This is a genomic window from Pseudomonas sp. CVAP#3 (assembly GCF_018986375.1).
Taxonomy (GTDB): domain Bacteria; phylum Pseudomonadota; class Gammaproteobacteria; order Pseudomonadales; family Pseudomonadaceae; genus Aquipseudomonas; species Aquipseudomonas helvetica.
Genome location: NZ_JAHMSC010000001.1, coordinates 447763 through 474579 on the forward strand (window position 1 = coordinate 447763; position 26817 = coordinate 474579).

Sequence of the window (26817 nt, forward strand, 5' to 3'; positions counted from 1 at the left end):
AAAATACAAAAGCCGCTGCGAGGCAGCGGCTGGTGCTCGGGGCAGCACTTGATGTACTGCGAGCCTTGTAAAACAAGGCCGCCTGGGAACATTGCTATCCCCAAGCATAGTCAAACCATTACTTGATGGTCAGGGCTTCCAGTTTGCCGCTGTTGCCATACACGTAAATCATGTCACCCATCACCAGCGGTCGGGCACGCAGGCCGTCGCTGTCGATGCGTTCACGGCCGACGAAACGACCGTCCACCTGACTCAACAGGTGCAGGTAACCTTCCAGGTCACCGACTGCAACGTAGCTGGAGAACACTTCCGGTGCCGACAGTTGACGGCGGGCCAGAGAGTCGTTGCTCCACAAGGAGGTGGTCGAACGCTCGTCGACGCCTTCAACGGTGCCCGAAGACAGGCTGATGTAGACGCTGCCGAAACCTTGGGCGACACCGGCATAGCTGGAAGCATCACGCTGCCAGAGCTGACGACCGCTTTGCAGGTCCAGGGCCGCTACGCGCCCCTGATAGCTGGCGACATAGATCTTGTCGCCGGACAGCAGCAAGCCACCGTCGATATCAACCACGCGCTCCAGCTCCGAGCGACCCTGTGGAATCGCAATGCGCTGCTCCCAGACCGGCACGCCGTTGGAGATATCCAGCGCCACGACTTTACCGGTCGACAGGCCGGCAATCGCCAGACGATTGGTCACGATCGGCGCACTGGTGCCGCGCAGAGTCAGGACCGCAGGCGTGCTGTCATACAACCAGCGCTGGTTACCGGTGGAAGCATCCAGACCGATCAGACGATCGTCCTGGGTTTGCACCACCACCACGTCACCGTTGTTGGCTGGCGGTGCGAGGACTTCACTGGTCACGCGAGCGCGCCATTTCTCTTCACCGGAGCTTGCGTCCAGGGCAACCACTTCGCCCTTCAGCGTGCCGATCATGACCAGACCGTAACCCACGCCAACGGCGCCGGACACAGGCAACTCAAGATCTTTCTTCCATTTGACGTCGCCGTTCATGCGATCCAGCGCCATCACCACGCCTTTGACGTCGGCAGCATAGATGGTGTTGCCATCGATGGCCGGCACCAGCATGTTGTAGGTCTCGCCCTGGCCGTTACCGACCGAACGGCTCCACTGCTTTTGCAGGACCACTTCTTCCTTGAATTTGACCAGCTCGGCCGGCGGCAATTCTTTTTTGCTGTTGCTGCTGCAACCCGCGGCCAGAATGGCCAGAGCCAGCAATGCTGCATGTTTCCAACGGATCACGTCACGCATCCCCTTTGGCCAGGTCGTCCAGCTTGATTTGTAAGCCACCGACCGCCGCTTCATCCGACAGCGCAGCCTTGGCTTTTTGGTAAGCAGCATGGGCTTCATCGGTACGACCCAACTGGACCAGCAGGTCACCCTTGAGTTCTTCGCGAGTGGCCAGGAATGCCTGATCGGCATCACCTTCGAGCAACTTCAGTGCTTCGTCAGCCTTGTTCTGTGCGGCCAGAACCTGAGCCAGACGCTGACGCGCCACTTCGCCCAGCGCCGGGTTGGCAGGTTTGTCAGCCACAGCCTTGAGCTGGCTTACAGCGTCATCCAGCTTGCCGCTGTCGACCGCGACTTTCGCCACGAACAGGCTGCCGTATTGGGCGTAAGCCGTGCCGCCGAACTCGCTGTTGAGCTTGTTGGCGAGGTCCGCTACACGGGCCGCGTCAGGCTTGCCGTCCGGGGTCAGCGTGGTTTCCAGCAGTTGCTGATAAAGCATCGAGGCGCCTTGCGACTGATTGCTCTGATACTTGTGGAACGCCTGCCAGCCGAACACGATGACCAGCGCCAACAGGCCGCCGGTTACGAGAGGTTTGCCGTTACGCTGCCACCAGTCTTTGAATTCCGCCAGATGTTCGTCTTCGGTACTCGACACCCCAATACTCCTTAATCGCTAAATCGGCTGTTTGACAGCTTCAACCCTGCACGACGCAGGTGGCCAGGTGAGCGGCAAGCGCATCCCAGGCAATGCTTTGTTGTTCGCCCTGGCCACGCAGGGGTTTGAAACCTACCACTTGCTGGGCCATTTCGTCGTCACCGAGGATCAATGCGTACAGCGCACCGCTCTTGTCGGCCTTCTTGAACTGACTTTTGAAGCTGCCTGCACCGGCATTGATCTGCAGACGCAGGTTTGGCAACTGATCACGAACCCGCTCGCTCAGTGTCAAAGCGGCCAGTTCGGCAGCCTCACCGAAGGCGCACAGGTAGACATCAACCTGCCGGGAGATTTCTTCCGGGATCTGCTCCAGGGTTTCGAGCAGCAACACCAGGCGCTCAATGCCCATGGCGAAACCAACGCCCGGCGTCGGCTTGCCGCCCATCTGCTCGACCAGGCCGTCGTAACGGCCACCCGCGCAGACAGTGCCCTGGGCGCCGAGTTTGTCGGTGACCCATTCGAATACGGTTTTGCTGTAGTAATCCAGCCCGCGCACCAGCTTCGGGTTGATCACATAAGGGATGCCGGCAGCGTCCAGACGCGCCTTGAGGCCCTCGAAGTGAGCGCGAGACTCTTCGTCGAGGTAGTCAGCCATCTTCGGTGCATCGATCAGTGCCGCCTGGGTATCGGCGTTCTTGGTATCGAGCACTCGCAGCGGGTTGGTTTTCAGGCGGCGCTGGCTGTCTTCGTCCAGTTGGTCCAGGCGTGCCGTCAGGTATTCGACCAGCGCATCGCGATAACGAGCGCGAGATGCGCTGGTGCCCAGGCTGTTGAGCTCGAGCTTGACCGCGTCACGGATGCCCAGCTCGCCCCACAGGCGCCAGGTCAGCACGATCAGTTCGGCGTCGATGTCCGGACCATCAAGGTTGAAAACCTCGCAACCGATCTGGTGGAACTGACGATAACGGCCTTTTTGCGGACGCTCGTGGCGGAACATCGGGCCGATGTACCAGAGTTTCTGCACCTGGCCACCGCCGGTGATGCCGTGCTCAAGCACTGCACGCACGCAGGCCGCTGTGCCTTCAGGGCGCAGGGTCAGCGAGTCGCCGTTACGGTCTTCGAAGGTGTACATCTCTTTTTCGACGATGTCGGTCACTTCACCGATGGAGCGTTTGAACAGCTCGGTGAACTCGACGATCGGCATGCGAATCTGCTTGTAACCGTAGTTATCCAGCAGACGCGAAACGGTGCCCTCGAAGTGACGCCACAGCGGGGTCTGTTCGGGCAGGATGTCGTTCATGCCACGTATGGCTTGCAGAGACTTGCTCACTTTAAATCCTTAAATTCGTTCGATCAGCCGCGAGCGATGACTGCTGCGTCGGCTTCGACCTTTTCGGCCGCTTTCTGGCGGATCAGCCTTTCCAGCTCATCCACCAGATTGTCATTCGTCAATTTCTGCGACGGCTTGCCGTCGATGTAAATCAGGTTCGGCGTACCGCCAGTCAAACCGATATGGGCCTCTTTGGCTTCACCGGGACCGTTGACCACGCAACCGATGACTGCGACATCCAGCGGCACCAGCAGATCTTCGAGGCGCCCTTCCAGTTCGTTCATGGTTTTCACCACATCGAAGTTCTGCCGCGAGCAGCTCGGGCAGGCGATGAAGTTGATGCCACGGGAACGTAGATGCAGGGATTTGAGAATGTCGTAGCCGACTTTCACTTCCTCGACCGGGTCAGCCGCCAACGAGATGCGAATAGTATCGCCAATCCCTTCGGCGAGCAGCATACCGAGGCCCACGGCGGATTTCACTGTGCCTGAACGCAAACCGCCGGCTTCAGTGATACCCAGGTGCAGTGGCTGGACGATTTCCTTGGCCAGCAAGCGATAGGCTTCGACGGCCATGAACACGTCGGAAGCCTTCACGCTGACCTTGAAGTCCTGGAAGTTCAAGCGCTCAAGGTGCTCGACGTGGCGCAGGGCCGACTCGACCAGCGCGGCCGGTGTCGGTTCGCCGTATTTCTTTTGCAGGTCTTTTTCCAGCGAACCGGCGTTGACGCCGATACGGATCGGAATCCCCCGGTCACGGGCGGCATCGACCACCGCGCGCACACGGTCTTCACGACCGATGTTGCCCGGGTTGATCCGCAAGCAATCGACGCCCAGTTCGGCTACGCGCAAAGCGATCTTGTAGTCGAAGTGAATGTCGGCAACCAACGGCACCTTGACCAGTTGCTTGATTCGACCGAAGGCTTCGGCCGCGTCCATGTCCGGAACGGAAACCCGCACGATGTCGACACCGGCCGCTTCCAGACGATTGATCTGGGCCACGGTGGCGGCAACGTCATTGGTGTCGCTGTTGGTCATGCTCTGTACAGCGATAGGCGCATCACCGCCCACCGGTACCGAACCAACCCAGATCTTGCGGGATTCGCGACGTTTGATTGGAGATTCGCCGTGCATGACTTATTGACCCAACTTCAGGCGAGCAGTCTCGCCACTGGTGAACGGAGCTACATCGACCACTTGCCCGTTGTAGCTGACCTGCGCGCCACGGGCGTAGCCCAGGCGTACTGTAAACGGTGGTTTACCGCTGACGTCGGCGGTTTCGCCCTTATGCTTGAGAGCGCTCAACAGCACTTTGCCGTTGCCATCGGTGACTTGCGTCCAGCAGTTGGCAGAGAACTGAATCCGTACCTGGCCCGCGCCGGCAACCGGAGTGACCGGGGCAGCAGCCGAAGCGGTGGGTGCTGGCGCGGCGGCCACGACGGGCGCTGGCGCAGCAGCCACAACCGGTGCCGCTGGCGTCGCAATAACCGGGGCTGGCACGGTGCGCACTGGAGCGGCAACCGGGGCTGTCGGTGCAACCACCGGGGCGACCGGAGCGGCCGGCGTCGGCGCTTCGACCGTTGCCTGAGCTTCGGCAGTCGCCTGGCCTTCCGGCAATGCCAGAGGCGTCCCGGCTTCGACCTGACCTTCTACCACGGCCTGATCTTCCGGCTCGTCGAGCGGATGGATCTGCGTGGTGCCATCGGCGCCTTCGACTTCGACGTGTTCAGGGCTGAGACCATTCAGGTCCTTGGTGCGCAATGAGGTTTGATCCTGCCACCAGACAAAACCGCCACCCACCACGGCCATCAGCAGCAACAGGCTAACGATGCGCAAAATGGTGTGGGAGACCCGCGATGGTTCTTCGATACGCCCAAGGCTGTGCACGTTGCTGCCCTGGGAATCGGTGCCGGTGAGCTGATCGAACTGTTGAACCAGTACGGCCTGGTCCATGCCGAGCAATTTGGCGTAAGCACGAATATAGCCGCGAGCAAAGGTATGCCCCGGCAGCTTGTCGAAAGCGCCGTCTTCCAGATTCTTCAAGGAATTGACGGTGAGATTGAGCTTGAGCGCTACTTCTGCCAGCGACCAACCATTGCCTTCGCGGGCCTGACGCAGGGTCTCTCCGGGGTTTACGCGAGTCGCTGCTACAACTTCTGGATGCGCCGCTTTCATCATTGCTCCGACAGGTATTGCTGATATTCCGGCGTACCGGGATAGAGTCGTTTTAATTGCAGGCCAAAACTGGCGGCCTTGTCGCGATCTTCGAACACTTTGGCCAGCCGAACGCCGAGCAATAGACTACGTGCATTTTGCTCGGCGAGCAGGCTAAAACGATCGTAATAGTCACGCGCGGGCACATAATGCCTGTCTTCGTACGACAACTCAGCCATTTCCAGCAACGCCCGTGGCTGTTGGCGGTTCAGGCGCAGGGCTTTTTCCAGTTGCTGACGGGCCAGATCCCGCTGGCCAAGCATCGAAGCCGTCATACCGAGGTTCTCGAAAACCCGTGAACGCTCAGGATAAAGGCTATCGGCAGCCGCTTGTTCAAAGCGCTCGTAAGCTTCTTTGTAACGTTTCTCTTCAAAGAGAAAGCTGCCGTAGTTGTTCAGGATACGAGCATCGCCAGGACGGCCGGACAATGCCTTGCGAAAATGCTGATCCGCGAGCTCGGGTTCCATCTCGGCCTGAAACACCAGGCCCAACGCCGCGTTGGCATCCGGGTCGGCGCTATCCAGTTCAAGGGCCTTCTTCAACGGGACTTTCGCCCGTTCGGTCATGCCCTGTTGCAGATACCCCACACCCAGCTGCACATACGCAGCACGCGCCTCATCGCGCCCCTTGCTGGTTTTCATCGGATTGAAATCACCCGACAGAACACAACCAGCCGACAGGCTGGCGAACAGCAGAAGCAGCGCTAGGCGCAGTGACATAGAGATCCTCTCTTAAGTACGATTCGCAGCGTCTTGCGGCATATCGTTGTCGGCGCTCAACTCACGCACGGCGATATAACGTTCGCTACGACGGGTGCGATCCAGCACCTGTCCTACCAATTGGCCACACGCGGCGTCGATGTCTTCGCCACGGGTGGTGCGCACGGTGACATTGAAGCCAGCGTGATGAAGCTGATCCTGGAAACGACGGATGGCGTTGTTGCTCGGCCGCTCGTAACCGGAATGAGGGAACGGGTTGAACGGGATCAGGTTGATCTTGCAAGGCGTGTCCTTGAGCAACTCGATCATTTCAACCGCATGCTCGACCTTGTCATTGATGTCCTTGAGCAAGGTGTACTCGATGGTCAGCACGCGCTTTTCGCCCAGGGACGACATGTAGCGACGGCAGGACTCGAGGAGCATTTTCAGCGGGTACTTCTTGTTGATCGGTACCAACTGGTTACGCAGCGCATCGTTCGGTGCGTGCAGGGACAACGCCAGGGAAACGTCGATGTGCTTGGACAGCTCATCGATCATCGGCACCACGCCCGAGGTCGACAGGGTCACGCGGCGCTTGGAAATGCCGTAGCCCAGGTCGTCCATCATCAGGTGCATGGCAGCAACGACGTTGTCGAAGTTCAGCAGCGGCTCACCCATGCCCATCATCACCACGTTGGTGATGGCACGGTCGGCGGTTGCCGGGATGCTGCCGAACGATTTATTGGCAATCCACACCTGGCCGATGACTTCGGCGGCGGTGAGGTTGCTGTTGAAACCTTGCTTGCCGGTGGAGCAGAAGCTGCAATCCAGGGCACAGCCTGCCTGGGACGAAACGCACAGAGTGCCGCGCTTGCCCTGGGGAATGTAGACGGTCTCGACGCAGCTGCCGGACGCCACGCGCACCACCCACTTACGGGTGCCGTCGCTGGAGATGTCCTCGCTGACCACTTCGGGGCCGCGAACTTCGGCAATAGCCTTGAGCTTGTCGCGCAAGGCTTTGCTGACGTTCGTCATGGCGTCGAAATCATCGACGCCAAGGTGGTGAATCCACTTCATTACCTGACTGGCACGGAAACGCTTCTCCCCGATTGAGTCGAAGAATTTTTCCATTTCCGGCTGAGTCAGACCCAGCAGGTTAGTTTTTGCAGTCGATGTAGTCATGGATTCACCTTCACTCATAAGCCAATGCTTAGCGAGTGGTTACTTCAGTAGCTGCGAAGAAGTACGAGATTTCGCGAGCAGCAGCGGCTTCGGAGTCCGAACCGTGTACAGCGTTGGCGTCGATGGAGTCAGCGAAGTCAGCGCGGATGGTGCCGGCAGCAGCTTCTTTAGGGTTGGTAGCGCCCATCAGCTCACGGTTCAGAGCGATAGCGTTTTCGCCTTCCAGAACCTGAACGACAACCGGACCGGAGATCATGAAAGCAACCAGGTCGTTGAAGAAACCACGAGCACTGTGCTCAGCGTAGAAGCCTTCAGCTTCGGCTTTGGACAGTTGCTTCAGTTTCGAAGCTACAACGCGCAGGCCTGCTTTTTCGAAACGAGTGGTGATCTCGCCGATAACGTTTTTTGCAACTGCGTCAGGCTTGATGATGGAGAAAGTACGTTGAACAGCCATGGTGTAACTCCAGAAACGGTAATTTGCGAAAAATTAAACCCGCGAATTATACGCGGGTTCTTTGGTATTGCCTAACGGCGTACGGTGCGTTCAGTCGGCTTCTTCGATCCAGGCCGCTTGAATCGCTTCAAGCACCTTCTCGCCACCGCGAGCAGCGTCATCATTGAACTCCGGCAACGCCAGCACCCATTGGTGCAGATCGACGAAGTTCACGTAACGCGGATCCACATCCGGCTTGCTTTCAGCCAGCTGGATCGCGATTTCCAGCACATCAACCCATTTAAGACTCATGCCAGTTCCTTGAATCAATGCGGCGCTTCGGCTGCATGGTTGAGCGAGTATTTAGGAATTTCGACGGTCAGGTCTTCAGTCCCGACGACTGCCTGGCAGGTCAGGCGCGACTGCGCTTCCAGACCCCAGGCCCGATCAAGATAGTCCTCTTCCAGCTCATCGGCCTCATTCAGCGATTCAAAGCCTTCGCGAATGATGCAGTGGCAGGTGGTGCAGGCACAGACGCCGCCGCAGGCGCTCTCGATCTCGATATGGTTGTCATGGGCCACTTCGAGAATGGACTTGCCGGTCTCAGCCTCTACGACCATACCGTCCGGGCAATGCTCGGCGTGTGGCAGAAAAATGATCTGCGGCATCAGTTATTCCTCGATTTCATTCAGGTTGCGCCCCGCCAGAGCGGCTTTCACCGTCGAGTCCAGGCGGCGGGCAGCAAAGGCATCGGTCACTTGCGACAGACGCTTGGTCTGCTGCTCGATGGCGTAACCATCGGTACCTTTCATCAATTCGGTCAGTTCCTGCATCTGCAATTCGATGACCATGCGTTCTTCGGCGTCGAGCAGGCGCTCGCCGTCGACATCAAGGGCGCCTTGCACCGCTTCGATCAAACGCTGGGCATCGACTTGCTGCTCACGCAGTACGCGGGCGACCTTGTCGTCGTTGGCGTGCTGGAACGATTCCTTGAGCATGCGGGCGATTTCGCCGTCGGTCAGGCCGTAGGACGGCTTGACCTGAATGCTCGCCTCGACGCCCGAACCCAATTCGCGGGCGGCCACGCTGAGCAAGCCATCGGCATCGACCTGGAAGGTCACGCGAATCTTCGCCGCACCCGCCACCATGGCTGGAATGCCGCGCAATTCGAAGCGCGCCAGGGAACGGCAATCACTGATCAGCTCGCGCTCGCCCTGCAACACATGAATCATCATGGCCGACTGGCCATCTTTGTAGGTCGTGAAATCTTGAGCGCGGGCGACAGGGATGGTGGTGTTACGCGGAATCACCTTCTCCATCAGACCGCCCATGGTTTCGAGCCCCAGGGACAACGGGATCACGTCGAGCAGCAGCAGTTCGCCGCCATCACGCTTGTTGCCCGCCAAGGTATCGGCCTGGATCGCAGCACCAATGGCCACTACTTGATCCGGATCGATCTCGGTCAGCGGCTGACGACCAAAGGCTTCAGCCACGGCATCGCGAACACGCGGCACGCGGGTCGAACCGCCGACCATCACCACCGCCTTCACGTCTTCCAGCTCGACACCGGAATCACGCACGGCGCGACGGCAGGCTTTCAGGCTGCGAGCAACCATCGGCTCGATCAGCGCATCAAAGGCTTCGCGGGTCAGCTCGGCTTTCCAGCCGTCATAAACGACTTCAACCGTCGCCGCATTCGTCAGGGCTTCCTTGGCCGCGCAAGCGGTTTGCAGCAGATGACGTTGCGCACCTGGATCGAGATCAGCGGACAGGCCCGCGCTCTCGATGATCCAGCCAGCGATCGCGTGATCGAAGTCATCGCCGCCCAGGGCGCTGTCGCCACCGGTCGCCAACACTTCAAACACACCGCCAGTCAGACGCAGAATCGAAATATCGAAGGTGCCGCCGCCCAGGTCGTAAATGGCAACCAGCCCTTCGGCGTGTTGATCCAGGCCATAAGCCACCGCCGCCGCAGTCGGCTCGTTGAGCAAACGCAGCACGTTCAGACCGGCCAGTTTGGCCGCATCCTTGGTTGCCTGGCGCTGTGCGTCATCGAAATACGCCGGAACGGTGATCACCGCGCCAACCAGTTCGCCGCCCAGCGTCAACTCGGCGCGCTGACGCAGCACCTTGAGGATATCGGCGGAAACTTCGACCGGGCTTTTCGGCCCTTGCACGGTGTCGATGAACGGCATGTGCGACTCGCCATCGACAAAGCGGTACGGCAATTGTTCACCAAGCTGCTTGACGTCGGACAGACCACGACCCATCAAGCGCTTGACCGACAACACCGTGTTCAGCGGATCGGTAGCGGCTGCCAGCTTGGCGGACTCGCCGACCTCGACACGGTCAGCGTGATAGCGCACCGCAGACGGCAGGATGACCTGCCCGTCAGCGTCGGCCAGTGGTTCGGAAAGACCACTGCGCAACGCAGCGACCAGCGAATTGGTAGTGCCCAAGTCGATCCCCACAGCCAGACGACGCTGGTGCGGTTGAGGACTTTGGCCGGGTTCGGCGATCTGCAGTAGGGCCATCGTTATCAGGACTTATCTGTATATCAGGCGTGCGACCGAGGCGGCACTGGGTTAATCGTCGAGGCGCTCTTCTAACTGGCGCACTTCGTAGGTGAGCTTGTCGAGGAACTGCATGCGCCGCATCAGGCGTTCGGCCTGTTCACGTTGCGCTGCATCATTCCAGCAAGCTGCGAAGCTTTCGTTCAGTTCATCCTGAGCGACCTTCAGGCGACGCTTGAACACTGCAATACCGGCCAGATCGGCACTGTCTTGCAGGTCTTCGAGCTCTTCACGCCAATGCATCTGCTGCAGAAGAAATTCCGGATCATGCACCGTGACCTCCAGCGGCAGCTCGCGACCACCCATGGCGAGCAGGTAACGCGCGCGCTTGGGGGGACTTTTGAGCGTCTGGTAGGCCTCGTTGAGGCTCGCGGATTGCTCTAGCGCCAGCCGTTGCTCGCGCTCGGAAGCGTCAGCAAAGCGGTCTGGATGAACGCCGCGCGCTAACTCACGGTAGCGCGTAGCCAGCTGGTCGAGATCCAGAGTGAAGCTCGGTTGCAGCTCAAATAAAGCGAAATGACAAGGAGTTCCCACGAGCAGCCTCAGATGTTGAAGCTTTCGCCGCAGCCACATTCACCGCGCACGTTGGGGTTGTTGAACTTGAAGCCTTCGTTCAACCCTTCCTTGACGAAATCGAGCTCGGTGCCGTCCAGGTACGCCAGGCTTTTCGGATCGATGATCACTTTCTCGCCGTGACTTTCGAATACCTGATCGTCTGCCCCTACCTCATCGACAAACTCCAGCACGTAGGCAAGGCCGGAACAGCCCGTGGTGCGAACACCCAGACGAATCCCATCACCCTTGCCGCGCCCGTCGAGGGAGCGTCGCACGTGTTGAGCAGCCGCTTCTGTCATGCTGATAGCCATCGGTGACTCCTTACTCGTCGCCAAATCTTGAAAGTCAGATCAAGCCTTTCTTCTGCTTGTAATCGCGAACGGCAGCCTTGATGGCATCTTCAGCGAGTACCGAGCAGTGGATTTTCACTGGCGGCAAGGCCAGTTCTTCAGCCAGCTGGGTGTTCTTGATGGTTTCTGCTTCATCCAGAGTCTTGCCCTTCATCCACTCGGTAGCGAGGGAGCTGGAAGCAATGGCAGAGCCGCAGCCATAGGTCTTGAACTTGGCGTCTTCGATGATGCCTTGCTCGTTGACCTTGATTTGCAGGCGCATAACGTCGCCGCACGCCGGAGCGCCGACCATGCCGGTGCCGACATCAGGATCTTCCGCGTCCATCTTGCCGACGTTGCGCGGGTTCTCGTAGTGGTCGATGACCTTTTCGCTGTAAGCCATGATTCAATCCTCACTCATCAGATAGTCGCTCTTGGGGCCCTGCAAGCCAACTTTTCAACAGGTTTACAGAGCCCGTATGCGGCGACTTAATTCGTTAGTGTGCCGCCCACTCGATCTTCGAAATGTCGACGCCGTCTTTGTACATGTCCCACAGCGGCGACAGAGCGCGCAGCTTGGTGACGGCCTCGCAGACTTTCTGCGCGGCATAATCGATTTCTTCTTCGGTGGTGAAACGGCCGAAGGTGAAGCGAATCGAGCTGTGTGCCAGTTCGTCGTTGCGGCCCAGGGCGCGCAGTACGTACGAAGGCTCAAGCGACGCCGAGGTGCAGGCCGAACCGGACGATACCGCCAGATCCTTGAGCGCCATGATCAGCGACTCGCCTTCAACGTAGTTGAAGCTCAGGTTCAGGTTGTGCGGAACGCGGGCAGTCAGGCTGCCGTTGACGTACAGCTCTTCGAGGCCTTCGACCTGCTTGAAGAAACGGTCGCTCAGGGCTTTGATCCGAACGTTTTCGGTAGCCATGTCTTCCTTGGCCACACGGAACGCTTCGCCCATGCCAACGATCTGGTGAGTGGCCAGGGTGCCGGAACGCATGCCGCGCTCGTGACCGCCGCCGTGCATGGTCGCTTCAAGGCGAACACGCGGCTTGCGGCTGACGTACAGCGCGCCAATGCCTTTAGGGCCGTAGGTTTTGTGAGCCGAGAAGGACATCAGGTCGACTTTCAGCTTTTGCAGGTCGATCTCGACTTTGCCGGTGGACTGCGCAGCGTCGACGTGGAACAGGATGCCCTTGGAACGGGTCAGTTCGCCGATGGCTGCGATGTCGTTGATGGTGCCGATTTCGTTGTTCACGTGCATGACCGACACCAGGATGGTGTCATCGCGCAGCGCGGCTTCGATCATCTCAGGCGTTACCAGACCGTCTTCACGAGGATCGAGGTAGGTGACTTCGAAACCTTCGCGCTCCAGTTGGCGCATGGTGTCGAGGACCGCCTTGTGTTCGATCTTGGTGGTGATCAGGTGCTTGCCTTTGGTGCCATAGAAATGCGCGACACCCTTGATTGCCAGGTTGTCGGACTCGGTGGCACCGGAGGTCCAGACGATTTCACGCGGGTCGGCGTTGACCAGGTCGGCGACCTGGCGGCGAGCGTTTTCGACCGATTCTTCGGCTTTCCAGCCGAACACGTGGGAGCGGGACGCCGGGTTACCGAAGTTTCCGTCGACCAGCAGGCATTCACTCATCTTTTGCGCGACACGCGGATCAACCGGGGTGGTCGCAGAGTAATCAAGGTAAATCGGCAATTTCATGGACTCTCTCCTAAATCAGGCTGGCTGGCGTGCCGCTAGCTCTTTGGCTGTCATTCGACGGCGGACGCTTCAATCTTGTCCAGACGCGACGCCTTGCTGTTGCAACGACGCTGGTCCTGACGCTGGGCTACTTCTTGCACTTCACGGCGAGTGACAAGGTCAGCCAAGCTGATACCGCTCAGAAATTCGTGGATTTGCAGGCTCAGATCACACCACAAATGGTGGGTCAGGCAGGTGTCGCCGCCATGGCAATCACCCAGCCCCTGGCATTTGGTTGCATCGACCGATTCGTTTACCGCATCGATCACCTGAGCGACCTGGATGCCCTGCATGTCACGCGATAGCTGGTAGCCACCGCCTGGTCCACGGACACTGGAAACCAGATTGCTGCGGCGCAATTTGGCGAAGAGCTGTTCGAGGTAGGACAGGGAAATGCCTTGGCGCTCAGAGATATCGGCCAGGGACACCGGGCCATGTTGCGCGTGCAACGCCAGGTCAAGCATGGCGGTGACAGCGTATCGGCCTTTTGTAGTCAGTCGCATGGACAATTACCACGGAGTTACGGGATGGGGGCGAGTATGCAATTCCCGAGTATTTAAGTCAACTTTAAGACCTAGTACTTTAGTCAGGTTTACCCGCAAAAGAGCGCGCGCACTATAGCAGGATCTGCCACCTAATGGCACACCGCTCAACGCCGCGCCATTGCCTGATTGCGCCCCAATGCGGAGTCGTTAGCTGGCCTGGCTTTCATCCTTGTCTTTTACGCAGGCGAAGTCTTCTTCGCGCAGCTCGGGCAAGTCTTTGGCACAGTAAGGGCTGCCCAGATCCTTGAGTGCGCCGCACATGCCCTCCAGTCGACCATCAACTGCCTGCAAGTGATCCAGCAACTGACCGATGGCGCGCGCCACCGGGTCCGGCATGTCTTCACTGACGCCGTAGGCATCAAAGCCGATCTTCTCGGCCATGGCCTTGCGCCTGGCTTCCAGTTCATCATCGGACTTGACGATAATCCGCCCCGGAATCCCGACCACCGTCGCCCCTGCCGGCACAGCCTTGGTCACCACCGCATTGGAGCCCACCTTGGCACCCGCCCCCACGGTGAACGGCCCCAGCACCTTGGCGCCCGCCCCTACCACTACGCCATCTTCCAGCGTCGGGTGGCGCTTGCCTTTGTTCCAGCTGGTGCCGCCGAGGGTCACGCCCTGATACAGCGTCACGTCATTGCCGATCTCGGCGGTTTCACCGATGACAATGCCCATGCCATGATCAATAAAGAAGCGACGACCGACCTTGGCGCCCGGATGAATCTCGATCCCGGTCAACCAGCGGCCGAAGTTCGATACCAACCGCGCCAGCCATTTCCAGCCCATGCCCCACAGAGCAGCAGACAGTCGATGAATCCAGATGGCGTGCATGCCCGGGTAGCAGGTCAACACCTCAAACGCATTACGGGCCGCCGGGTCACGGTGGAAAACGCTCTGGATATCTTCACGCAAACGCTCGAACATCATTAATCCTTCCGTTTAAGAAGCTCACCACGGGCCGCTTTTTGGGTTTCCGTGAGGATGCCACGCAAAATATTCATTTCCGCCCGGCTGACCGAGCTTCGTCCGTACAACCGACGCAGGCGCGCCATCAAGTGCCGCGGTTTTTCCGGATCGAGAAACTCGATGGCCACCAGCGTCTGCTCCAGGTGCTCATAGAATCGCTCAAGCTCATCCATGGTCGCCAGCTCGCCACTCTTGGTCGACGCCACTTCTTCCTTCTCGATCTTGCTTGGCTGACCTTGGGCCGCCAGCCAGGACATGCGCACTTCATAGCTCAACACCTGCACCGCCGCCCCAAGGTTCAGCGAACTGAACTCAGGGTCTGATGGGATGTGCACGTGATAATGACATCGCTGCAGCTCTTCATTGGTCAGGCCGGAATCTTCACGGCCAAAGACCAAAGCAATCTCGGCACCTTGCGCTGCCTCCTCAACCACCTTCGTCCCGCACTCACGGGGATCGAGCAGCGGCCAGGGGATGCGACGATCACGCGCACTGGTGCCCAGCACCAGGTTGCAGCCGACCAGCGCATCTTCCAGCGTGGCGACGACTTGGGCGTTTTCCAGGATGTCACCGGCACCGGAAGCTCGCGCATCGGCTTCGTGGTGCGGGAACAACCGCGGCTCGACCAGCACCAGTCGCGACAGGCCCATGTTCTTCATGGCACGCGCAGCCCCGCCGATATTCCCCGGATGGCTGGTATTGACCAGGACGACACGAATGTTCTGCAGCAAGGGAGGTGCTCTCTGACAGGGAAATTAGGGAGCAAATCTTACAGTTCATCCCACCGTTAAGCTATGAAAGCGAACGTCGACCTTCACCTGTAGAAAACTTCTGATAGAATGCTCGGCTTTCTTTAACAACCTTAGGTGACACATCCATGCAGCCCATGCTGAATATCGCGCTGCGCGCCGCCCGCAGCGCCAGTGAATTGATTTTCCGCTCCATCGAGCGCCTGGATACCATCAAGGTCGACGAAAAAGACGCCAAGGACTACGTGTCCGAAGTGGATCGCGCTGCCGAACAGAAAATCATCGACGCACTGCGCAAGGCTTACCCGAATCATTCGATCATGGGTGAAGAGACCGGCATGCACGCCGGCTCCGGGATCGAAGGCGAAGAATACCTGTGGATCATCGACCCACTGGACGGCACCACCAACTTCCTGCGCGGCATTCCTCACTTCGCTGTCAGCATCGCCTGCAAATACCGTGGTCGCCTGGAACACGCAGTGGTTCTGGACCCGGTTCGCCAGGAAGAATTCACCGCCAGCCGTGGTCGCGGCGCTCAACTGAACGGTCGTCGTCTGCGCGTCAGCGGTCGCACCAGCCTGGACGGCGCCCTGCTGGGTACCGGTTTCCCGTTCCGTGACGACCAGATGGACAACCTCGACAACTACCTGGGCATGTTCCGCGCCCTGGTTGGCCAGACCGCCGGCATCCGCCGCGCTGGCGCAGCGAGCCTGGACCTGGCTTACGTAGCTGCCGGCCGTTTCGACGCCTTCTGGGAGTCGGGCCTGTCCGAGTGGGACATGGCGGCAGGCGCCCTGCTGATCCAGGAAGCTGGCGGCCTGGTGAGCGACTTCACCGGCGGTCACGATTTCCTTGAAAAAGGCCACATCGTTGCCGGTAACACCAAATGCTTCAAAGCAGTCCTTACGGCCATCCAGCCGCACCTGCCAGCCTCGCTGAAACGCTAAACGCCAGGCACAAAAAAGCACCCTTCGGGGTGCTTTTTTTATACCTGAAATTCAGCTTACTTCTGAGCGGGCTGGTTCTGTCCCAGGATCAGATGGCCATCCTTGTCGACCGGAATCTGGTTACCCGGATCACGATCCATCCGCACTTTACCTTCCTTGCCGCCCAGCGAATACCGAACGTCATAGCCTACGAGTTTGTCGCTGACGTCATTGACCGTCTCGCAACGTCTTTGCATCGTGGTAGAGGTATCACGCTCCTGCATGCCTTCCTGCACCCTGTTACCCGCGTAACCGCCGCCAACTGCACCGGCGACCGTGGCGAGCTTCTTGCCATTACCGCCACCGACCATGTTGCCCAACAAACCACCGCCGACCGCACCGATCACCGTACCGAGGATCTGATGCTGATCTTTCACCGGCGCCTGCCGGGTAACAGGTACATCCCTGCACACTTCACGTGGCGTCTTGATTTGTGTTTTGACCGGCTCGACTGCCAGTACCTGCGCATACTCAGGTCCGCCGCTTTTTACCAGGCTGTAGGTGGCAACAGCGCCTCCGGCAGTCACACCGACAGCACCCAATACCGCACCAACCAGTAACGACTTGTTCACTTGAACCTCCTGACCATCACATGCGGGACGTGCCCGCGCTTCTCCCAACCTTGGAGCATAAAAAAAGGCGCGAGTTCAATGCTCGCGCCTTCTGGTTATAACGAGAGGAAATAACGCCTCAAGGACGGTCGTCCACTTCCTTCTCGGTATTGGCAGGAGGAATCAGGTCCTCGCTGCTCAGGTTCAGCCAGATCAGCACCACGTTGGCGATGTAGATCGACGAGTAAGTACCCGCCAGAACACCGATAAACAGCGCAATGGAGAAGCCGAACAGGTTGTCACCACCGAAGAACAGCAGCGCAGAGATCGCCAGCAAGGTGGAGATCGACGTCGCCATGGTCCGCAGCAGGGTTTGGGTGGTCGAGATGTTGATGTTCTCGATCAGGCTGGCCTTGCGCAGCACCCGGAAGTTCTCACGAACCCGGTCGAATACCACGATGGTGTCGTTGAGCGAGTAACCGATGATCGCCAGTACCGCCGCCAGCACCGTCAGGTCGAACGTGATCTGGAAGAACGACAGGATACCGATGGTCACGATCACGTCGTGGATCAGCGAGACAATCGCACCGACCGCGAACTTCCACTGAAAGCGGAACGCCAGGTAGATCAGAATGCCGCCCAGCGCCATCAGCATGCCGAGGCCGCCCTGGTCGCGCAGCTCTTCACCAACCTGCGGGCCGACGAACTCGACGCGCTTGACCACAGCCGGATTGTCGCCGCCGACTTTCTGCAGCGCTTCAGCGACCTGGTGACCCAATTGCGGGTCTTCGCCAGGCATGCGCACCAGCAAATCGGTGGTCGCGCCGAAGCTCTGAACGATCGCTTCGTGATAACCCGCCTCAGTCAGCTGGGAACGAACTTTCATGACGTCGGCCGGACGCTCGTAGGTCAGCTCGATGAGCGTACCGCCGGTGAAGTCCAGACCGTAGTTCATGCCCTTGTGGAAGCAGCTGAACAACGCCAGAGCGGTAAGGAACAATGTGACGCCGAACGCAACGTTGCGAACGCCCATGAAGTTGATAGTACGTAACATGGCAGCCCCTTAAATCCACAACTTCTTGAAGTCACGACCGCCGAAGATCAGGTTGACCATCGCGCGGGTCACCATGATGGCCGTGAACATCGAGGTAAAGATCCCGAGGGACATGGTCACTGCGAAACCCTTGACCGGGCCGGTGCCCATCGCAAAGAGGATGCCGCCGACCAACAGGGTGGTCAGGTTGGCGTCGAGAATCGCGGTGAATGCCCGGCCGAAGCCTTCGTTGATTGCCCGCTGCACGGTCATGCCGGCCGCGATCTCTTCACGTATCCGCGAGAAGATCAGTACGTTGGCGTCGACCGCCATACCCATGGTCAATACGATACCGGCGATACCTGGCAGGGTCAGCGTTGCCCCCAGCAAAGACATCAAGGCCAGCAGCAGTACCATGTTCACCGCCAGTGCAACCGTGGCGATCAGACCGAAGAAACGGTAGATAGCCATGATGAACAGCGAAACGAACAGCATGCCCCACAGCGACGCATCGATACCCTTGGTGATGTTGTCAGCACCCAGGCTTGGACCAATGGTGCGTTCTTCAGCAAAGTACATCGGCGCCGCGAGACCACCGGCGCGCAGCAGCAAGGCCAGCTCCGAGGATTCGCCCTGACCGTTCAGGCCAGTGATGCGGAACTGAGCACCCAGCGGCGACTGAATGGTCGCCAGGCTGATGATCTTTTTCTCTTCCTTGAAGGTCTGGACCGGCACGTCTTTCTCGACGCCGTTGACCATCTGCTTGACGTAAGTCGTCACCGGGCGTTGCTCGATGAAGATCACCGCCATGCTGCGACCGACGTTGGAACGCGTCGCGCGGTTCATCAGCTCACCGCCGTGACCGTCCAGACGAATGTTCACTTCCGGCGTGCCGTGCTCACCGAAACCAGCCTTGGCGTCAGTCACCTGGTCGCCAGTGATGATCAGGCCACGCTCGATTTGCGCAGGAGGACGCTTGCCCTCACGGAACTCGAAGGTCTCGGAAGTGGCTTTCGAAGCACCCGGATCAGCCGCCAGACGGAACTCGAGGTTGGCCGTCTTGCCGAGGATACGCTTGGCTTCGGCAGTGTCTTGCACGCCTGGCAGCTCAACCACGATGCGGTTGGCACCCTGACGCTGAACGATAGGTTCGGCAACACCCAGCTCGTTGACGCGGTTACGGACCGTGGTCAAGTTCTGCTTGATGGAGTATTCGCGGATTTCCGCCAGCTTGGCTGGGGTCATCGCCAGACGCAGTACCGCCTGACCATTGAGGTCGGCCGGAACAATGTCGAAATCGTTGAAGTTCTTGCGGATCAGCGCACGAGCATCTTCGCGGGAAGCCTCATCACTGAAACCCAGCTGAATGGCGCCATTGATCTGCGGCAGGCTGCGATAGCGCAGTTTCTCTTTACGCAGCAGGCTCTTGACGTCGCCTTCGTAGACTTTCAGGCGGGCGTCGAGGGCTTTTTCCATGTCCACTTCGAGCAGGAAGTGCACACCACCGGACAAGTCCAGACCCAGCTTCATCGGATGCGCGCCGACAGTGCGCAGCCATTGCGGAGTCGTTTGTGCCAGGTTCAGTGCGACGACGTAGTCATCACCCAGCGCCTTGCGCACGACGTCTTTGGCTGGCAGTTGGTCTTCCGCCTTGGTCAGGCGCAACAAACCGCCCTTGCCATTGGCCGAAAGAGTGGCCGCCTTGACGTTGATCCCGGCATCGTTGAGCGCTTTGCTTACACGATCCAGATCAGCCTGATTGACCTGCAGCGCAGTGCTTGCACCGCTGACCTGAATGGCCGGATCGTCAGGATAAAGATTGGGAGCGGAATAAATCAGACCGACCGCCAGCACCGCCAGGATCAGAATGTATTTCCACAGAGGGTATTTGTTCAGCATCACGCCGCCCGCTTATGACGCGGGGCGCCTTGCGCGCCCCGTCGATTGAGTAGAAGTTGGAACTTAGATCGCTTTTAGCGTGCCTTTTGGCAGCGTGGCGGCAATGGCGCCTTTTTGGAATTTCATTTCGACAGTGTCGGAAACTTCCAGAACAACGAAATCATCTGCCACTTTAGTGATCTTGCCGGCGATACCACCGGTGGTCACAACTTCGTCGCCTTTCTGCAGGCTGCTCAGCAGGTTCTTCTGCTCTTTGGCGCGCTTGGCCTGTGGACGCCAGATCATCAGGTAGAAGATGACCAGGAAGCCGACCAGGAAAATCCACTCAAAGCCGCCGCCCATTGGGCCTGCCGCAGGGGCACCAGCATCAGCCATGGCATTAGAGATAAAAAAGCTCATTTAGCACTCCAGTTGCAAATGTTGAATCTTGGGGTCAGAAAACTCAGTCCAAAGGCGGTACGGGTAACCCGCGTTTGGCGTAGAAGGCATCGACAAAGGCGGCCAATGTACCCTGTTGAATAGCCTCGCGCAAACCAGCCATAAGTACCTGGTAATGGCGCAAATTGTGGATTGTATTCAACATGCTACCCAGCATTTCTCCACACTTGTCCAGATGGTGCAGATAAGCACGGGAGAAGTTCTGGCAGGTATAGCAATCGCAGGTCGGATCGAGCGGCGAATCATCATGGCGATGAAACGCGTTACGAATCTTCAGCACGCCAGTATCAATGAACAAGTGCCCATTGCGGGCATTACGGGTTGGCATCACGCAATCGAACATGTCCACACCGCGGCGCACACCCTCAACCAAGTCTTCCGGTTTGCCAACGCCCATAAGGTAACGAGGTTTGTCAGCCGGCATCTGGCCTGGCAAATAATCCAGCACCTTGATCATCTCGTGCTTGGGCTCGCCCACCGACAGACCGCCGATCGCCAGGCCATCAAAACCGATCTTGTCGAGGCCTTCCAGGGAGCGCATGCGCAGGTCCTGGTGCATGCCGCCCTGAACGATGCCGAACAGCGCCGCGGTGTTGTCGCCATGAGCGTTTTTCGAACGCTGGGCCCAGCGCAACGACAGCTCCATGGACACCCGCGCCACATCTTCGTCGGCCGGGTACGGCGTGCATTCGTCAAAAATCATCACGATGTCGGAGCCCAGGTCGCGCTGAACCTGCATCGACTCTTCCGGGCCCATGAACACTTTCGCGCCATCAACCGGCGAAGCGAAGGTCACGCCCTCCTCCTTGATCTTGCGCATGGCGCCCAGGCTGAACACCTGGAAACCGCCGGAGTCGGTCAGAATCGGGCCTTTCCACTGCATGAAATCGTGCAGGTCGCCGTGCTTCTTGATCACTTCAGTGCCAGGACGCAGCCACAGGTGAAAGGTGTTGCCCAGAATGATCTCGGCGCCTGTCGCCTCGATATCCCGCGGCAACATGCCCTTGACCGTGCCGTACGTGCCGACTGGCATAAAGGCTGGGGTTTCGACAGTGCCACGCGGAAAGGTCAGGCGACCACGACGAGCCTTGCCGTCAGTGGCCAGCAATTCGAAAGACATACGACTGGTGCGACTCATGCTGTTTCCTCAGGGCCGCGTGGCGCGGGATTACGGGTGATGAACATCGCATCACCGTAGCTGAAAAAGCGGTATCCATGCTCGACGGCGGCCTTGTAGGCGGCCATGGTCTCGGGATAACCGGCGAACGCCGAAACCAGCATCAACAGCGTGGATTCGGGCAAATGAAAGTTGGTCACCAGGGCATCGACCACATGGAACGGCCGGCCTGGGTAGATAAAGATATCGGTGTCGCCGCTGAACGGCTTGAGCACGCCATCGCGGGCCGCGCTTTCCAGCGAACGCACGCTGGTGGTCCCCACCGCCACCACGCGCCCGCCCCGCGCACGGCACGCAGCGACCGCATCCACCACGTCCTGGCCGACTTCCAGCCATTCACTGTGCATGTGGTGATCTTCGAGCTTTTCGACACGCACTGGCTGAAAGGTGCCCGCGCCAACGTGCAAGGTCACGAACGCCGTCTCGATACCCTTGGCGGCAATCGCCTCGAGCAACGGCTGATCGAAATGCAGCCCCGCCGTCGGTGCCGCCACCGCGCCCAAACGCTCGGCGTAGACCGTCTGATAACGCTCGCGGTCCGAGCCTTCGTCCGGGCGGTCTATATAAGGAGGCAACGGCATGTGCCCGACGCGGTCGAGCAGCGGCAGCACTTCTTCGGCGAACCCCAGTTCGAACAACGCATCATGACGCGCGAGCATTTCGGCTTCACCACCACCGTCGATGAGAATCTTCGAACCCGGCTTCGGCGACTTGCTGGAACGCACATGGGCCAGCACGCGATGACTGTCGAGCACCCGCTCGACCAGAATTTCCAGCTTGCCGCCGGAAGCTTTCTGGCCAAACAGCCGCGCCGGAATCACCCGGGTATTGTTGAACACCATCAAATCGCCCGGGCGCAAATGCTCAAGCAAATCAGTGAATTGACGGTGCGCCAGAGCGCCGCTGAGCCCATCCAGGGTCAACAGGCGACTGCCGCGCCGCTCAGCCAAAGGGTGGCGAGCGATCAGCGAATCAGGGAGTTCGAAAGTAAAGTCAGCAACGCGCATGATGGGGTTCGTCTAGCAGGGCCGGGAAGTCTAGCGGAAATAGTGAAAATTCTCCATGTACCTGATTGACCGACGGTTATCTCATCTCTATACTTCGCCGCCATTGAGCCCTGATGGCGGAATTGGTAGACGCGGCGGATTCAAAATCCGTTTTCGAAAGGAGTGGGAGTTCGAGTCTCCCTCGGGGCACCAAAATTAAGAAAGGTCTTGCTTAGCAAGGCCTTTTTTTTCGCCTGTAGAAAAGTGGTGCCACCCCACTGATCGTTCCCACGCTCTGCGTGGTAACGCATCCCGTGACGCTCCGCGTCACAACTAGCGGCACCACCCCGCTCTTTCTTCCACCCAAAAAACCTGCGAAAAAATGATTCTGCCCCCATTTTTTCCCTCAAGGATTCCCCCATGGAATTGCCACTGGAAACCGTCGCCCTCTTCTCCCTCAAACTCGCCTACGAGTCGGAAGGCCAAAGCCCGATCCTGCGCGACGACCTGATGATGGGCGACTACCAGCGGGACGTATTCGGCTTGCTGGTACGCAGAGGTGATGTCGCGACCATCAAGGTCAAAGTGGCCGAATGCGTGGGGCTGGCGCTTGAGGCGATAGGCGGAGCGGGTACGCCGCTGGGGCGAGAGCTGGATAGATTGTCGGGAGATTTCAGCGCGGCGCAGACGCTGGAGCAGCTTGATAGTCCGCTCATTGCGCTTAAGGATTACTTGAAAGACATTCAGTGAGTGATCAGGTTTGGTGCCCTTTTCCACCAGCTGATACTGAGCAGCGCTCTGGCTTATATGAAAATAAACCTGCCCCCTTCCCCACTGATCGTTCCCACGCTCCGCGTGGTAACGCATCCCGTGACGCTCTGCGTCACAATTAACTGCAACACCCTACTCTCAAAAATCACAGCCCCATTCCGCACTGCCTCGATCAGTTGAAAGGTAAATAAATCCGTCCCCTTTACGCTAGAAAAAATGATGCCAAACAATGGTATTTATTGATTAAAGGAGGGGCTAGCCAATTCTAAATTGACACAAACCTTTACCAGTTTAAACACGCAAAAAGACAAACAGAAAAAATTCATCGTAATCGTACAAGGGTGGCAGCATGCCGCCACCCGCGAACCACATCAACTAAAAGTCAATCTCACTCTTCCGCTTCAGAATCTTCAAGATTGTTTGTACGCTTTTCATCTATGTGCTGTAGAAATTTGCCTTTCAACATTGACCTTTCAGCACTACTAGAACCACGGAGAACACTAAATGCATCTCCAAGACAGTCTCGTACCGCGCCCAGTGAACTCGTGGGAGCCTCATAGTGATACAGAGTCAAAAGCCTTATAAATATTGCCTGCGCCACGATATTATTTGCACCAGACTCTCTCAGCAACTTTCGAACAGCCTGAATACTGTGCTTGTTTATATTTTCTATAGCCAACATAGTAGATAGAAAACTAATACATTGAGCAGAGTTATTAGTCTCAGCCAATATAAACGACTCAAGTTTAGGCGTAGCCAAAGACTCTGCCATAAGCGATGACACAAGCTGCGGAATCATAAGCCTTGCGAAAACTTTAAACTGGCTTTGACTCATACCTCCAACATCATCTGGAAATTCGTCAAGGCTTGCCACATTGAGGTACGATATTGTAGATACAATTATTTTTGACCACATAACGAGCACTTCATTCAGACATGCTTTCTTCAGCTCCACATCATCGATTAGCTCACTATTTCTTAATATATTCGAATATGCTCTTAAAGCACCGATGAAGTGCATTTGATTTGATAGAGGCGCAGTTGGGTGTCTCTGCCGTGCATGGTCATGATCAATCGATGCTTTTGAGGAGATCTCTGCCTCCTCAATCAGTTTTGTTCTTTGGCTCTCGTCAAACGGTGTGTTTAAAAATTCACCTTCAATTTTGGTAAGCGTTTCCTCTTGATTGAAAACTCCCTTTTCCTCACCATGAGTTTCAAAGATAGAAATATCAATATCGAATTCAGACGACGAAAGCAACTCCCGACAACACTCCCTCGCCAAAACAAGTATTTCTTTTCGACCTCGATGCAACCCCGTTAGCAAATCAAGCTCTGCTGTATATTTTGATATTAAAAGCGGAGTCAATACCCTCTCTAAATCCTCGCTACTTTCCGCAAGCTTTCCTGCTAGAAAAAAAGCTCTGAAACAGTCAAACTTAAAAGTAATCATTTGATTACTTTCATATAACAGACCTTTCCTCAAGAGCTCTTCTGTAAACCCACGAGAAGGCACTGCGAGACCGCGCTTTTTAAAATAAGAAGAGACAAAAATCTCGAATTCATTCGAAGCAATCCATTCCACACCTTTTTCATCCATATCTTTGGCAAGCTCAGATAAAAAGTGTGACTGTATATTTGAATCATAATTTGAGCGCGATTTTGACTCTGTGAACTTCTCCAACAAACCAAAAATTAACGCCTCTACCGCCGACGCCTGGTTTATGAGCTTGGCAGTCGGCTGCTGTTCTATGACCCAAAGAAGTACAGAGACCAAAAATGGTGTTTGTGGCACATTCAACTTTGACAACAATTTCTTTACGAGCGCAAGCTTTTCCTCTGAACCTTGGTCGTGTTCACCAAACCATTTTCTCACTAACTCCCGCGTTTGCCTGCGCTTGAAAGAGTGAATATAAATTACAGCCGGACTCTTATTAAGCGAAGGCAGTTTCTCAAGACTCAGATCATCTTGCACCTCTTCACTTGTAGCCAGAATATATCGAGGCAAGGGATATTTACCCCGAAATTCCTCCACCACTTTCCGATGCTCTGAATTATGTATATTAAAACCATCAAATATAACTAAAACCTCGCCATTATCCAGCAAGGCCACAACATCCCGCTTTGTAATTTCATTGCCAAGAAATTCTATAGCCTGAGTGAGAATTGCAGCAATGGTCAGCCTATTGAGTATAGACATATCAATAAGGAGGCCGACTCTCGCATTACCGTGAAACTCCATAAACCGATTAACAGCAATATGATTAAGAAGAGTAGACTTCCCAGACTCTCTCTTTCCAATGAAAATAATGTCTATTTTTTCTTGGGACAGGCTATGCAGAGTAACAAAATCATCATAATCATCTGCATCCAACCCCTCACTAGCGGCCATACTTTTCTCGCTTCTTCTGGCTAGCGGCGGCTCCACAAATATCGAAGACAAGTGTTTAGGAGCGACATCAGAAGCCGAGAAAGATAATAATTTTGAGTTGGCTTTCTCCAATGCAGCATTGATAGCCGTACTGGACACTATGGTTTTTGAGTCACTGCTTCTCTTGGATATATTGAATTCGCAGACTCCATTCTCAGCAAACCTAGGAGCTATATCAAATGTATTTCTCTGACTATAATATTCTCGGGCCTCTATTCTCCACAGACCACTAGCACAAATATCTATGATCGAATAGCCATTAAAATGCTCTCTATTCTCATAAATACACCCGGTATTGCTAATAAGCAAGTCACCCAATGTCGAAACTGTATGACCAGCACTGTTATTATGATTATGACCACATAGAAGCGCATCAAAACTAGTTGCAAGCACGCGCTGAATTCTGTTCTTCTCGTCTGGGGACAACCAATCTAGGGCATGGTGCATCAAAGCGATTTTTATATCACACTCGCTTATTTGTTCCGAGGCCAACTCTATTTGTCGTTCACCTACGAAGAGGGCACCTCTATCCTTGCTGCCTCCACCAGTAGTTCTCCACGTGCTATTTAAAGACGCCACTCCCACTACTATGGAGCCAACTTTTATTTTCTTTGTGGTGAACAGTATATTTTCCTTATAAGCCGATTGATCGATTTTCCTCGACAGATCAATATACCCACCCAAATGCCCCCACAGTTCAATACTCCCCTTGCTAATCAGATTACTAACTAACTTATTCGCTTCCTCAGGAGTTCTTACTCCCGTAAAAATTGGCTCATACACATCATCTCTAGCCTTGAGATTTATATCATGATTGCCGGGGCAGCATAAGAACTCTACCGACTCGTTAGTAGATGCTAATATTTTTTTCAGCACAGCCTCTTGAGCATTAATAGCAGCCGGGGATGTATCACCTCTATTAGCTATATCGCCGGTACAAAGCACAGCATCAATTTTTCTTATTTTATCGGCCGCACTAATATCAACACATAGCGCTTCAATGGTTCGGGCGTGATCGGCACTATTGGTGATATGTAGATCAGAAATATGTAAAACCCTTACCATGCTATCCATTTCATCAACTCCAAAATTTTTGTTTTTTAGTACACGCCAAACGTGTTTTTTCGGCTTTTTATTAAATACCAAGCCTGCCGTTTAAAGTTACAACCCAAACGCACAGACAACGCTATGAGCTTAGCTGGTTTAAAAATTCACGTCTTAACCTAACGTTTTTTTTCATAACCGCCTCAACTCGCCCCCTATCCAATATAATCGCAAGATCCTGGGTGACCTCTACTTACTGAAGACAATCGCGCTACC

The 26817-nt window shown here is 56.5% G+C and carries 27 protein-coding genes and 1 tRNA gene; 3 read left to right on the forward strand and 25 right to left on the reverse strand.

The genetic code is table 11. The features are described 5' to 3' along the window. Positions 1–118 precede the first annotated feature (118 nt). From bamB to trmJ, 18 genes are all read right to left on the reverse strand, one after another. Positions 119–1270, reverse strand: a complete 1152-nt coding sequence (gene bamB, locus KRR23_RS02020; RefSeq protein ID WP_216741129.1) for an outer membrane protein assembly factor BamB — start codon at positions 1268–1270, stop codon at positions 119–121. Continuing rightward, on the reverse strand, positions 1263–1904 hold the full coding sequence (locus tag KRR23_RS02025) for a tetratricopeptide repeat protein (protein WP_103319250.1): 642 nt from the start codon (positions 1902–1904) through the stop codon (positions 1263–1265). The genes bamB and KRR23_RS02025 overlap by 8 nt, the downstream gene beginning before the upstream one ends. Positions 1905–1944: 40 nt before the next feature. After that, positions 1945–3234 carry a histidine--tRNA ligase gene (gene hisS / locus KRR23_RS02030; protein ID WP_216741130.1) on the reverse strand — a complete coding sequence of 430 codons (1290 nt, stop codon included), beginning with the start codon at positions 3232–3234 and terminating at the stop codon, positions 1945–1947. Between the two features lie 23 nt (positions 3235–3257). Beyond that, positions 3258–4367: a flavodoxin-dependent (E)-4-hydroxy-3-methylbut-2-enyl-diphosphate synthase gene (gene ispG, locus KRR23_RS02035; RefSeq protein WP_054595806.1), complete on the reverse strand. Its 1110-nt coding sequence runs from the start codon at positions 4365–4367 to the stop codon at positions 3258–3260. A 3-nt stretch (positions 4368–4370) separates the two neighbouring features. Next, positions 4371–5408: a RodZ family helix-turn-helix domain-containing protein gene (locus KRR23_RS02040; protein WP_216741131.1), complete on the reverse strand. Its 1038-nt coding sequence runs from the start codon at positions 5406–5408 to the stop codon at positions 4371–4373. Continuing rightward, complete coding sequence (pilW, locus tag KRR23_RS02045; protein WP_054595804.1) at positions 5408–6166, reverse strand: type IV pilus biogenesis/stability protein PilW; 759 nt, start codon at positions 6164–6166, stop codon at positions 5408–5410. The genes KRR23_RS02040 and pilW overlap by 1 nt, the downstream gene beginning before the upstream one ends. A 12-nt stretch (positions 6167–6178) precedes the next feature. Continuing rightward, positions 6179–7327, reverse strand: coding sequence for a 23S rRNA (adenine(2503)-C(2))-methyltransferase RlmN (gene rlmN, locus KRR23_RS02050; protein WP_019693463.1), 1149 nt, complete (start codon positions 7325–7327; stop codon positions 6179–6181). 28 nt (positions 7328–7355) lie between these two features. After that, on the reverse strand, positions 7356–7781 hold the full coding sequence (gene ndk, locus KRR23_RS02055; RefSeq protein ID WP_007903599.1) for a nucleoside-diphosphate kinase: 426 nt from the start codon (positions 7779–7781) through the stop codon (positions 7356–7358). Positions 7782–7871: 90 nt separating this feature from the next. Further along, on the reverse strand, positions 7872–8072 hold the full coding sequence (iscX, locus tag KRR23_RS02060) for a Fe-S cluster assembly protein IscX (RefSeq protein ID WP_071553503.1): 201 nt from the start codon (positions 8070–8072) through the stop codon (positions 7872–7874). 14 nt (positions 8073–8086) lie between these two features. After that, on the reverse strand, positions 8087–8428 hold the full coding sequence (gene fdx, locus KRR23_RS02065; RefSeq protein ID WP_216741132.1) for an ISC system 2Fe-2S type ferredoxin: 342 nt from the start codon (positions 8426–8428) through the stop codon (positions 8087–8089). A gap of 3 nt (positions 8429–8431) precedes the next feature. Continuing rightward, positions 8432–10294, reverse strand: coding sequence for a Fe-S protein assembly chaperone HscA (gene hscA / locus KRR23_RS02070; protein WP_216741133.1), 1863 nt, complete (start codon positions 10292–10294; stop codon positions 8432–8434). A gap of 51 nt (positions 10295–10345) precedes the next feature. After that, a complete protein-coding gene (gene hscB, locus KRR23_RS02075; protein ID WP_123425092.1) occupies positions 10346–10867 on the reverse strand; it encodes a co-chaperone HscB in 522 nt (173 codons plus the stop codon). A gap of 8 nt (positions 10868–10875) precedes the next feature. Then, a complete protein-coding gene (gene iscA / locus KRR23_RS02080) occupies positions 10876–11199 on the reverse strand; it encodes an iron-sulfur cluster assembly protein IscA (protein ID WP_123425091.1) in 324 nt (107 codons plus the stop codon). 34 nt (positions 11200–11233) lie between these two features. After that, positions 11234–11620: a Fe-S cluster assembly scaffold IscU gene (gene iscU / locus KRR23_RS02085; RefSeq protein WP_003443374.1), complete on the reverse strand. Its 387-nt coding sequence runs from the start codon at positions 11618–11620 to the stop codon at positions 11234–11236. A gap of 94 nt (positions 11621–11714) precedes the next feature. Then, a complete protein-coding gene (locus tag KRR23_RS02090) occupies positions 11715–12929 on the reverse strand; it encodes an IscS subfamily cysteine desulfurase (protein ID WP_103319241.1) in 1215 nt (404 codons plus the stop codon). Between the two features lie 50 nt (positions 12930–12979). Next, positions 12980–13471 carry a Fe-S cluster assembly transcriptional regulator IscR gene (gene iscR / locus KRR23_RS02095; RefSeq protein ID WP_054595797.1) on the reverse strand — a complete coding sequence of 164 codons (492 nt, stop codon included), beginning with the start codon at positions 13469–13471 and terminating at the stop codon, positions 12980–12982. A gap of 189 nt (positions 13472–13660) precedes the next feature. Then, on the reverse strand, positions 13661–14437 hold the full coding sequence (cysE, locus tag KRR23_RS02100; RefSeq protein ID WP_216741134.1) for a serine O-acetyltransferase: 777 nt from the start codon (positions 14435–14437) through the stop codon (positions 13661–13663). A gap of 2 nt (positions 14438–14439) precedes the next feature. Continuing rightward, positions 14440–15210, reverse strand: coding sequence for a tRNA (cytosine(32)/uridine(32)-2'-O)-methyltransferase TrmJ (gene trmJ, locus KRR23_RS02105; protein WP_054595795.1), 771 nt, complete (start codon positions 15208–15210; stop codon positions 14440–14442). A 146-nt stretch (positions 15211–15356) separates the two neighbouring features. Here trmJ and suhB point away from each other — a divergent pair, with 146 nt between their 5' ends. Continuing rightward, positions 15357–16175 carry an inositol-phosphate phosphatase gene (gene suhB / locus KRR23_RS02110; protein WP_038981724.1) on the forward strand — a complete coding sequence of 273 codons (819 nt, stop codon included), beginning with the start codon at positions 15357–15359 and terminating at the stop codon, positions 16173–16175. Between the two features lie 56 nt (positions 16176–16231). Here the strand turns inward: suhB and KRR23_RS02115 are convergent, their stop codons facing one another. The 6 genes from KRR23_RS02115 to queA all read right to left on the reverse strand — a co-directional run bounded on the left by KRR23_RS02115 (position 16232) and on the right by queA (position 22319). Beyond that, positions 16232–16786: a glycine zipper 2TM domain-containing protein gene (locus KRR23_RS02115; protein ID WP_145015124.1), complete on the reverse strand. Its 555-nt coding sequence runs from the start codon at positions 16784–16786 to the stop codon at positions 16232–16234. A 118-nt stretch (positions 16787–16904) separates the two neighbouring features. Beyond that, positions 16905–17819, reverse strand: coding sequence for a protein translocase subunit SecF (secF, locus tag KRR23_RS02120; protein ID WP_216741135.1), 915 nt, complete (start codon positions 17817–17819; stop codon positions 16905–16907). Positions 17820–17828: 9 nt separating this feature from the next. Next, the gene (gene secD, locus KRR23_RS02125) at positions 17829–19697 is read right to left on the reverse strand and encodes a protein translocase subunit SecD (protein WP_216741136.1); all 1869 of its coding nucleotides are present in this window, start codon (positions 19695–19697) and stop codon (positions 17829–17831) included. A gap of 63 nt (positions 19698–19760) precedes the next feature. Further along, positions 19761–20096, reverse strand: a complete 336-nt coding sequence (gene yajC, locus KRR23_RS02130) for a preprotein translocase subunit YajC (protein WP_019693477.1) — start codon at positions 20094–20096, stop codon at positions 19761–19763. Positions 20097–20139: 43 nt separating this feature from the next. Continuing rightward, complete coding sequence (gene tgt / locus KRR23_RS02135; RefSeq protein ID WP_162130405.1) at positions 20140–21255, reverse strand: tRNA guanosine(34) transglycosylase Tgt; 1116 nt, start codon at positions 21253–21255, stop codon at positions 20140–20142. A gap of 14 nt (positions 21256–21269) precedes the next feature. Further along, positions 21270–22319 carry a tRNA preQ1(34) S-adenosylmethionine ribosyltransferase-isomerase QueA gene (gene queA / locus KRR23_RS02140; RefSeq protein ID WP_216741137.1) on the reverse strand — a complete coding sequence of 350 codons (1050 nt, stop codon included), beginning with the start codon at positions 22317–22319 and terminating at the stop codon, positions 21270–21272. Positions 22320–22426: 107 nt separating this feature from the next. On the opposite strand from queA, the gene KRR23_RS02145 reads away from it, so the two are divergent. Together KRR23_RS02145 and KRR23_RS02150 are read left to right on the forward strand one after the other, a co-directional pair. After that, positions 22427–22511, forward strand: a tRNA-Leu gene (locus tag KRR23_RS02145). Between the two features lie 207 nt (positions 22512–22718). Beyond that, complete coding sequence (locus KRR23_RS02150) at positions 22719–23048, forward strand: hypothetical protein (protein ID WP_216741138.1); 330 nt, start codon at positions 22719–22721, stop codon at positions 23046–23048. Between the two features lie 409 nt (positions 23049–23457). Here the strand turns inward: KRR23_RS02150 and KRR23_RS02155 are convergent, their stop codons facing one another. Beyond that, positions 23458–26571, reverse strand: coding sequence for a metallophosphoesterase (locus tag KRR23_RS02155; protein ID WP_216741139.1), 3114 nt, complete (start codon positions 26569–26571; stop codon positions 23458–23460). Between the last annotated feature and the right edge of the window lie 246 nt (positions 26572–26817).